At 57.0% G+C, this 9,164-nt stretch carries 10 protein-coding genes and 2 pseudogenes; 3 read left to right on the top strand and 9 right to left on the bottom strand.

The features are described 5' to 3' along the window. Window positions 1–169: transposase (locus tag IQ16_RS44035; RefSeq protein WP_018646722.1), on the bottom strand; the 169-nt coding region annotated here is incomplete at its 3' end. A gap of 167 nt (window positions 170–336) precedes the next feature. Then, window positions 337–621 carry a hypothetical protein gene (locus IQ16_RS44040; RefSeq protein WP_018648303.1) on the bottom strand — a complete coding sequence of 95 codons (285 nt, stop codon included), beginning with the start codon at window positions 619–621 and terminating at the stop codon, window positions 337–339. 862 nt (window positions 622–1,483) lie between these two features. Here IQ16_RS44040 and IQ16_RS44050 point away from each other — a divergent pair. After that, a complete protein-coding gene (locus tag IQ16_RS44050; protein ID WP_011084919.1) occupies window positions 1,484–2,401 on the top strand; it encodes a TauD/TfdA dioxygenase family protein in 918 nt (305 codons plus the stop codon). Window positions 2,402–3,310: 909 nt separating this feature from the next. On the opposite strand, the gene IQ16_RS44055 is transcribed toward IQ16_RS44050, so the two are convergent. From IQ16_RS44055 to IQ16_RS44070, 5 genes and pseudogenes are all read right to left on the bottom strand, one after another. Next, window positions 3,311–4,066: a hypothetical protein gene (locus IQ16_RS44055; protein ID WP_014497743.1), complete on the bottom strand. Its 756-nt coding sequence runs from the start codon at window positions 4,064–4,066 to the stop codon at window positions 3,311–3,313. Between the two features lie 23 nt (window positions 4,067–4,089). Beyond that, window positions 4,090–4,338, bottom strand: coding sequence for a hypothetical protein (locus IQ16_RS47190; protein WP_231166577.1), 249 nt, complete (start codon window positions 4,336–4,338; stop codon window positions 4,090–4,092). Then, on the bottom strand, window positions 4,329–4,676 hold the full coding sequence (locus IQ16_RS47195) for a trypsin-like peptidase domain-containing protein (protein ID WP_231166576.1): 348 nt from the start codon (window positions 4,674–4,676) through the stop codon (window positions 4,329–4,331). The genes IQ16_RS47190 and IQ16_RS47195 overlap by 10 nt, the downstream gene beginning before the upstream one ends. Before the next feature lie 148 nt (window positions 4,677–4,824). Beyond that, window positions 4,825–4,968: pseudogene (locus IQ16_RS47790) on the bottom strand (M12 family metallopeptidase); the annotation flags it as partial. A gap of 203 nt (window positions 4,969–5,171) precedes the next feature. After that, a complete protein-coding gene (locus IQ16_RS44070; protein WP_011084916.1) occupies window positions 5,172–5,690 on the bottom strand; it encodes a hypothetical protein in 519 nt (172 codons plus the stop codon). Between the two features lie 1,256 nt (window positions 5,691–6,946). On the opposite strand from IQ16_RS44070, the gene IQ16_RS44080 reads away from it, so the two are divergent. Continuing rightward, window positions 6,947–7,153: a cold-shock protein gene (locus IQ16_RS44080; protein ID WP_011084914.1), complete on the top strand. Its 207-nt coding sequence runs from the start codon at window positions 6,947–6,949 to the stop codon at window positions 7,151–7,153. Window positions 7,154–7,447: 294 nt separating this feature from the next. Here the strand turns inward: IQ16_RS44080 and IQ16_RS44085 are convergent, their stop codons facing one another. After that, on the bottom strand, window positions 7,448–7,978 hold the full coding sequence (locus IQ16_RS44085; protein ID WP_018648300.1) for a gamma-glutamylcyclotransferase: 531 nt from the start codon (window positions 7,976–7,978) through the stop codon (window positions 7,448–7,450). Between the two features lie 45 nt (window positions 7,979–8,023). Then, a complete protein-coding gene (locus tag IQ16_RS47200) occupies window positions 8,024–8,380 on the bottom strand; it encodes a hypothetical protein (protein ID WP_223153695.1) in 357 nt (118 codons plus the stop codon). A gap of 496 nt (window positions 8,381–8,876) precedes the next feature. Here IQ16_RS47200 and IQ16_RS44100 point away from each other — a divergent pair. Beyond that, a pseudogene (locus IQ16_RS44100) lies at window positions 8,877–9,164 on the top strand (transposase); the annotation flags it as partial.

Genomic DNA, 9,164 nt, shown 5'->3' on the forward strand with positions numbered 1-9,164 from the left:
ACACGCCGGCGGCGCCTTCCAGGAGCTGGTTTTTCCAGATCGTGATCTGGTTCGGATGAACATCAAACAGTTGCGCCAGCTCCGCCAGTGTCTTGTCTCCTTTGACCGCAGCCAAAGCAACCTTCGCCTTGAATGCCGGAGAATGCGTCCGGCGGCTCTTCTTCGTCATCTTCGCTCCTGATTCGCAGCAAGAATCCTCGCCGCTGTCAGGCAGAAAATCCACTCAACTACTGTCCGAATTTGCGGGGCCAGCTCTATATCGCGAGTAAGCTAGGTCACATTGTCCGCGTACGGAAAGAACACTACCGATCCGGCGACACTCTGTGAGTTGGGTCTTCATCGATATTTCTGCTCGGTCTCTCTTGGATAGCGCCGGATAACATTTTGGCGTTCCTGACTACGTCCGCGAAAACTCTTCGTAGATATCGAGTTCTTCATTGATTTTGCCCCGAGCTTGCGGCCGGCCTCGTCGAGGTAGAGCTGATTGATCAGGCCGCCGTTGTGGGTCAGAAAATCACGCGAAGCCTTCATTTCAACGTCGGTCGCGACAAGATCGGGCTTGAGCTGGATCGAAAGCACTTCCGCCGTCTTCGCCAGATACTCGGATGGATTACCGAACATCAGATCCTGGCACCGCAGGGCGATATAGGCTTCTTCTCCAAATAGCGGTACAGCGCCAAGGCGTCTTCTTCGACGACGCCAATGTGGCCGCGGAGAAGCACTTGCTCGAAAACCATTTCCACAACCAGCTCAGGGCCAGGCTACTTGGCTGCGAGGCGATCACCCAGCTCGTGCGCAGACCGCCATTGCCCCGCGCGAATACCTCAACAGCAAGGGCGAGCTTTCCCGCAAGATGCAGGATGACGCACCGTCGCGTGGAATCTCACGACTGGTGTCTATTACAAAGCGGGCGAGAAGCCGTGGTCTCTTGCCGACATCCGGGATGGCGTCTGCTACACAGTCCTCGTCTTCAAGCGTACAAACAACCCGGTCGAAGCGAAGGAGGCGTGCTGTGGCGCGCAGATGTTCCCTCATACCGGCGAAGGCATCGAACGCCGCGGCTGCGAAGACCGCCCCCGTCAATGGCCCGAACCTCGGCCGGCGTTCTCCGGACGCTGCCGTTCTATCGACGTTTTGCGGCGAGGAACGGGCAGCTCTTAGGGGACCTCTTATCGCTTCGGTGTCAGTGACCGTGCATTCGAACAGATTCCTATTCATCGGGCAGCGGACGCAAGAGCAAACGCTCAGCGAAATACAACGCTTTCGCCGCGGTCAACTACCACTGCTAGCAATTGATCGAACTAGGGATTTGTTCAATATTCGATGAAGCGGATGCTGCGGTAACCTTTTCGAAGTCGCGTGAGTTCAAACGGGAGCCACTCGCTACCCATAGATGATGACGGATCCAGCTAGCGGTCGCCGCTCGCGCTGGTCTGCCTGGTCGAGCGGATAGTGTGGCCTAGGGGCTACGCAAGATGGGACCATGACTGCAATGATCTTGTCGGACAATGTCATTCCTCGCGCCGATGTCATTAAACGCGCAGTGCGCATCGGCGCAGAAATCCGAAATGTCAAACTGTCAGGCGATTTACCGGAGCAGACGATTGCCTCGATCAATGGGCTGCTTTTGGAGCACAAGGTCATCTTCTTTCGCGGCCAGCTCCACCTCGATGATGCGGAGCAGGAGAGCTTTGCCATTCGTTTCGGAGAGTTGACACCTCATCCAACGCTCGGTGCGATCAAGGGAACAGCGTCGATCATCGAGCTTGATTCCACCCGTGCAGGTAGCCGGGCGGATCTCTGGCACACTGATGGAACCTTCGTCGATGCCTACCCTAAGATCGCCGTGCTGCGAGGCATTGTGATGCCACCTTTCGGTGGCGATACGGTCTGGTCAAACACCGCCTCGGCCTACCTCGACCTAGCGCCGCCGCTCCAAGGGCTTGCAGACAGGCTATGGGCCGTTCACAGTAATGCCTTTGACTACGCAATACTTGCCCGCGTCAGCGAGCTCGACAAGAAGCACTTGGACGAAGTCTTCACTAAAACAATCTATCGGACTGAGCATCCCGTTGTGCGCGTGCACCCGGAGACTGGCGAACGCACGCTCGTGCTCGGCGCTCTGGTGCAAAACTTCGTTGGCCTGCCGAAATACGATGGCCAGAAGCTGTTCGATTTGTTTCAGTCTCATATCACTGCGCTCGAAAACACTGTGCGTTGGAGTTGGAGGGATGGTGATGTAGCGATCTGGGACAATCGCGCTACACAACATTATGCAGTGAATGACTACGGCGACCAACATCGCCTCGTTCATCGCGCAACCGTCGCCGGTGAGGTGCCAGTCAGCATCGATGGTCGGAGTAGCGTAACGCGCATAACGGGCGACCACCAAGCTGTCTAGATAAGCGACAACATTGGCTACGACACGCACAATGGAAACTCTGCGGTTGTGCGCTCAATCGCTCTCTGCAATATTCGGCAGCTAGGTTCCCGTCGCAGTCAAAATATGAACCCGATGCGGCGCCTCTCAACTTGAAAAGCAACAACTGTTCTTCACAGGCCGCAAGAGGTTCAGCAGCTGCTCGTAGCGGTACAATAATCATTAGAGCGGCCGGGGAGTGTTCTCGTCGGCAGATGCTGAGTCTCGATCGGCCACATGGCCGGGGGCCTTTCCAGGAATGCTCCGCTCGTACGTTTTTGAGCAATCCCATACGATCTGTCCTTTCTTGGGGTAATGGCCGCGACATTATAGCTGGTTAGCACCGCGCTTTATCGTGCCTTACAACGCTAAGGAAGTTGGGATGCAATATGGATCTGCCTGCACCAGCATGCGTGAGGGATCTACCGTCTCGCCATCCGCAACAGTTTACTCTTACACCGATCGGTTCCTCCTCATGAACGCGGCTGGCGCACTTTCCCGCGCATCCTCAAAGCCGCAGCCCAAGGTCTCAGCGCCCAGTGACCACCCATCGTCTCGGAAGAGTTCTGGCGCAGACGCGCCTGCTTCCCTCGGCTCGGTCGGAGGAACGTCTAGCTGGTTATTGCCCGTTACGACCGTATCTGAGAGAGGCGGCTCAATTTATCGAAGATGAGGTCATCCACCTCTACAAGCACCACAGTGGCCGCCTCGCGTCTTATGGCGGTCCGCAAATGGCGTGCAGTGTTAAGCGTGAATTGCGGTTCCTCGATCAATAAGACTGACTTGTTGACCACAACGTCGGACCCGGTAGTGCTCTTGTCGGGAGGTGCCTCCTCGCTCGCCTCGCCGGCGGTGGGCCGCCACGTCCGATAACCATGATAGCGCCGAAAATCATGGTAATAGCCGGGGTCGTAGCGATAGCCATATCCCCTGAACGCGCTCACATGTTTCTGTGGTGCTTTGTGGATATGCGGCTTCGCCGGCTGCGAAGCAGGACCCTGGTGGGCGCAACCGGCCGCAAGCGCGCAGAAGAGGACAACGAGTATCGCCTGAACCTGCCGGAAAGCGGGGCCGAGCCGATGCAGCCCGTTGGAAGCGCAGGCCGGTAAGGAAAGCATGACCATCGATCGGCACCTGCGTCGCAAGGATCTGGGAAACGTTGACAGTGGCGCCGAGCCATCCGCGGTATCTGTCGACGGCAGGTCCGCTCGTGAGCTTGTAGGTGAAGCGAGCCTGCGCGCCGGTATCGTTGACCGCACAAGCGATATTGCTGGCGCCGTTTCCGGTCTCGACGTGCCACGTGCACCCTGCAATGCGATAGCCGGGCTCTGCAGGGAACGTCTCGGCATAGTCTGCAGTATGCTCTGCAAAGACGACGGGGTGGTCGTCCTTGGTTTTATCCACCGTATAGGAGCGCTCGATCTGCTTCGGTTCGTCAAGCTGTGATACCGGCACGTTCACGATAAGGCGGCGGTCTTCGGGCAGTATCGTGTGGATCGCTCCGGCAAGAATTTCGGGGATCTTCACCCCAGCGTTGGCTTGGGTCTGCACATGCGTGGAGTTCAGCTTGCTCCAGTTCTCAAAGAAGATCGTCGTGTCAACCCATTTCGTCCAGCAGACAGAGGGTTGTGGTAGGGCTGCGATCATGCTCTAGAGCGGGCTTGCGGTGATCACGGTCGCTGGAATGATGAAGTTGACACCGGAAACCTGCGCCTCGTTCCACTTGACGATGCCGCCACGCCGAACTCGTTGAATGCAGGTCCGCCGCTGTTGCCGACATTCATGATTGTGTCGGTCTGCCGTCGGCCGTTCGGGCTCGTCTGGCTGCTGATCAGACCGCTCGAAATGCTCAGATCCAGATCGAGAGGATAACCTAGCAAATAGATCGGGGCCTGCTGGTTGTCGTTGATCACAGGCATCGGGCAACGAGAGGCGCCACGGCTATTGCCGGCGGACTGCGACAGCTCCAAAGAGCCAGGTCCCTGGCATCGTCGCGATGAACCGCAGTGACCTTGATGGGATTCGCATTGCGCGACCCGAGGCGGGCATTGACGTCGAAGCTCTTGTAGTTCTCCTCGCGTCCGATCACATGGCTGTTGGTCAGCACGAGGCTGTCGCCGATGAGCAGCCCGGAGCCGCCGCCGACTTCCTGCTTGTCGTTGTACATCACGCCAACGTACTGGACGTGAACCGTCCTGACATTGTAGCGCGCAGCAATCTGCACCGCCGCGCGATCGGCCAGCGCGGGCGCGCCCATGGATAGTAAGAGACCGAGTGTCGGGAGGGATAGAATTTCCTGACGGCGGCGATATCGAGTGGGCTGAGTTGTCCTTTCCGTTCCATGCTGGATTACAATAGTTCATTATTGAATCGAGATCGTATTGGGTGACCTTATAATCGCCGACCGAGCCGGAAGCTTTTTCGTTACGGCACGCCTCCGGCGCATCGTCGCGGTTCTGTTCATGCGTAAAACCAAGGGCATGTCCGAATTCGTGGACAGCGACAACGCGAATGCAGAACTCGCGCCGATCTCGGAGCCTTTGCTCCAATGATTGAAGCTGAAATTGAGAGTCATGCCTGACGGCTTGCGGTCGAGATACTCCACCCTCCTGTATACTGGCACCAAAACCAACCTTTGGACCCCCAGTATGGGTTGCTGGCAGTGCGTGGACGCGGGCAGACCGGGATCAGACGCACAGCCGACAAGCTTCAGGCGGAATTGGTTGAGGCGGAGATCCCCCAAGCGCTTCCGTCAATGCTGGCCAGATCCTGGCTCAGGGATCAGCGGCGCGCCGCCAACGGAAATTGGCCCTTCTGGCTTAGAGGGCTGGACCGCTCTTTTCGCCAGCTTCGAAGCTGATTGGGCTGCAGGCGGAGAAGAGACTGGCGGCGCAGACGCAGCAGCGAGTGAACTCTGCAAGGATTCGATCTTCGCGGTCAACGCTTCGATTTGGTCCGTCATCCGCTTCAAATCGGCTTGCTGCGCACCGATATTGCGATTGAGTTCTGCGATTACATCGCTCGCCCGTTGTTGCTCGGATCGAACCTCCAGCAGAGCTTCCCTAACCTCAGGTGACAAGCCATGCATCGGCGCGGGCCCAAGCACTTGCGACCTCGCCAAAATTGTCTCCATGTTAGTCCAAACACAGGCTGCCGCGGCACACAAACCAAAGAAGACCAAGAGGACGAGAATCCAAGACGAGCGCCGGGAGGATTTGTGCAAAATGCGCGGTAACTCCGAGGCGTTCGCCTCAGCAACCACATCCATCATTCTCAGCTGCCATTCCCAAATTTTGACGCCTCTCGTTCACGCAATAATGGGCATCAGTCAAGAGCTGCGGGCGAGGTACGATACTGAGCGCAAGCTCGCCGGAAGTCCCGCTATCGCTGTCGGCAATCGCCTTTCGCGTTTTTAGATCGGACTTTCGACCGAGCAGCTTACCGACCGATCATGGCTCGGGTCCGGCTGCTTAGGCCGACAGGCTAGCGGATGCAGGGCCGTGAAGCTGAAGCGGCGTCGAGATCCAGCATGAACTCGCCCATATGCGCCGCAATCCTTTGCTAAACGGGGGATAAGAGCAGGCAACGTCACCTCAGATTGTACCAGGCTCGACATCCGAATTACGATTTTGGCGAACACCTTTGGGGCATCCATTCGCGTTCGTATGGACGCGGCGACACTAGATCGAACACTCGTCCTCGAAACCTGTCTCTTTGAGAGGCGCAAACTCCGTTTTGCCAAGCTTTGGGCTGTCCATGATCAGGCCGGTTCGACGCTTGACAGCCCGACAGCCTTGCAGGAACGAGCGAGGAATAGAATCAAAGGGCCTCCCCAGCTCGACAAGGACGGTCTACATTTGCGTCCCAATCTGCCGGATCCGCATCAGCATTTGTTTTGAGGTTCTTGTTTTAAAGTGGAGCGCGGGGTCCGGCAGGTGCCGCTAAGATTTGCGGCTTTGGTGCTACCGCGTTTGGTTGGAGAAAGTGAGTTTTCAGGTCTCGATACTTAGGATTCTCGCCGGCCAACCGGAGGGCCGGGCGAGCCTTGCCGTCCTCAAGGATTACCTGGCGGTGTTCTACACCAGCGGTCCGGAGTGGACGGATCGTACGAAGCGATTGGCGGCGCAGACGCCGGATCTCAATATTTTCGGACAAGGGCTGGTTACGCGGGAACCCGGACAATGGATCATAACGGACAAAGGGCGGGCCTTTCTTGCTCTTCTGGAACAGAAGAGCGTACCTGACTCTCAGGAGCGAACGCTCGAAGGCATGGTTGAGAAACCCCTTGCAAGTAGGCTTCCCGCGCTTGCGCCGGGCCGACAAGACCACAGTGCCAGTCGCCGGCACCTCCGCCGGAAGCCGCTGAGGGCGCGCGATGGGCGTTCCAGCTAGCCCCTCCCTAAGCTCACGCCCGGCGACGATGTTGCTCCATATCGTGCCGGAGCAACATTGCATACCCCGCGCACCGGCTTGATGCCCTTCGCAAACCATACTTAGATCGCTGTTGTTTGAGATGGAGACATTGTAGTGGCAACCGGTATTGTGAAGTGGTTCAGCGCGACAAAGGGTTATGGATTTATCAAGCCCGATGATGGCGAAGCCGACGTATTCGTGCACATCAGGTCAGTCGAGAAGGCCGGATACACCTCCCTTGCTGAGGGGGCCCGGATCAGCTTCGAGCGCAAGACCGGCAGCTCCGGCAAAGTGTCCGCAGACAATCTGCGTATAGGATAGCCTTCTTTCGCGACGAGGGGAGACATGGTTCTCTAAGGACCAAGCCACCACGATTCGAGACGGATGGTAATCGACGCAAGCAATTGAGATATCGTCACTAAATCAACGTAGAAATATTTCTGTGCTAGCATTTGTGCTAAATCAGCGACTTAGACCTGCCTGAATGTGATAGATGTCACACTTTGAGGCAGCATTCTTGACGAGGCCCCAGCCGGGACGGATGGTCTGCTATCGCCTCGCTACCGAGCTCATCTGCCGGAGCTATACCCTCTCCCATACCCTCAAAGGCAAATCCTAGCCCCGGAGAGCCTGCACTGCTTGCCATAGCTCGGTAACGGCCGGATCGTCTAAACCCACATCGTGCAGGCCTTCAAAATTCCTCCTCACATAATCCAGTGCACTGCCACTAGTGCCTCGGGCCTTGAGGATCATCTCTGCCTTCTTGGCAGTGCTTATCGTCGAACCGAGCGGGTTTACTCCCTCATAGATGTATACCTTGGCGTCTACCGAGCGCCCGTCGGCCAACAGCACCTGCAGATCTGTCGGATCACACGCTTCTCTTTTTCGCAGAGCACGTAAGAGGACCGGTATTTTGTCATTGTCCGGAAACTCAAAAGCGGCTCCCTCACAGCTGGCCCCATCAAACGGCTCCAGATTCAGCGTGATGCCAGGGTTCTCTTTGGTCCCCCAGTTAACCACTGACTTCTTATTGAAGGTTCGACGATAGCCACGAAGCGTTGCGCGCTGAGACCCCGCGCAGCCGAACTCGGACTGCCATCCATCAAAGGTGAGAGACCCGAAGCCAAAGACCCAGACCACGATCACGCCTCCATCTGGGCCAAGGTTTGCTCGAACAGCATACTCACCAGTCTAGTCCCGATAGGGCGTGCAAAGGTCGGAGGCTAGCTGATCAGACACGCCTGTAACCCGCTTCTGGATAAACTCCGGAGTGAAATCCTGAAACCTATCGCTATTCGCTCGCAGCTTAATGATCGCCTCAGGGTCAATCTTCAGAAGTTCCTCCACATAGCCCAACACCTTCACATAAGAAGGGGCGTTCACGTGCCTTGGCCCAACCAGGTTTGCAAACAGGGTGGCAATTCCCTCCTCAATGTTAAGGGCGGCGCCACCCCCGTTCGGGGTAAGGAGGTGCACTATTTCCTGAGACAGTTCGAAACGCGCTTGCTCTTCATTCGACTGACAAGTGTCGCTCAGATGAATCACCACGCATCTGCTTTCCTGCGAGTACTGCGGAAACCAAACACCAGGGCGAGGGCCTCCCACCTCAATTCCAAGGATCGTCCAGCTCCGATCACGCGTGCCGAATTGCCTCTCTGCCTGATTCAACCAATCCCCCAGTAAAGTTGTGAGGGTGTATGTCCAGCGCTTAGACTCCTCCTGCCAAGTCCTAACGAATCCAACCGTCGGCGACGTAAGCATCTATTCAGCCTCCCTTTTAGGGAACCCTACGCTAAAGCTCCGCAGCGGCCAACAGAGATACCCCTCAATCTGCGCACGCACTTGGGACGAAAGGCCGGACTTTACCCACTCGCTCAAACCGAAGCCCCACTCGTAACTCCCGATGCCTTCCTCTTCGCTTTCGCCCTTAGGATGGGAACAGGCGACACGATGGTTAGAGCTGGCCCCGCAAATTCGGACAGTAGCTTGAGTGGGTTTTCTGCCTGACAGCGGCGAGGATTCTTGCTGCGAATCAGGAGCGAAGATGACGAAGAAGAGCCGCCGGACGCATTCTCCGGCATTCAAGGCGAAGGTTGCTTTGGCTGCGGTCAAAGGAGACAAGACACTGGCGGAGCTGGCGCAACTGTTTGATGTTCATCCGAACCAGATCACGATCTGGAAAAACCAGCTCCTGGAAGGCGCCGCCGGCGTGTTTGGGCATGACAAGACATCGGCCGAGACGCCGGTCGATTTGAAGGCGTTGCATGCCAAGATCGGCGAGCTGGCGTTGGAAAACGATTTTTTGTCCGGCGCGCTCACCAAGGCGGGCCTG

Source organism: Bradyrhizobium huanghuaihaiense, assembly GCF_007830635.1.
In the GTDB taxonomy this organism is placed as follows: domain Bacteria; phylum Pseudomonadota; class Alphaproteobacteria; order Rhizobiales; family Xanthobacteraceae; genus Bradyrhizobium; species Bradyrhizobium huanghuaihaiense.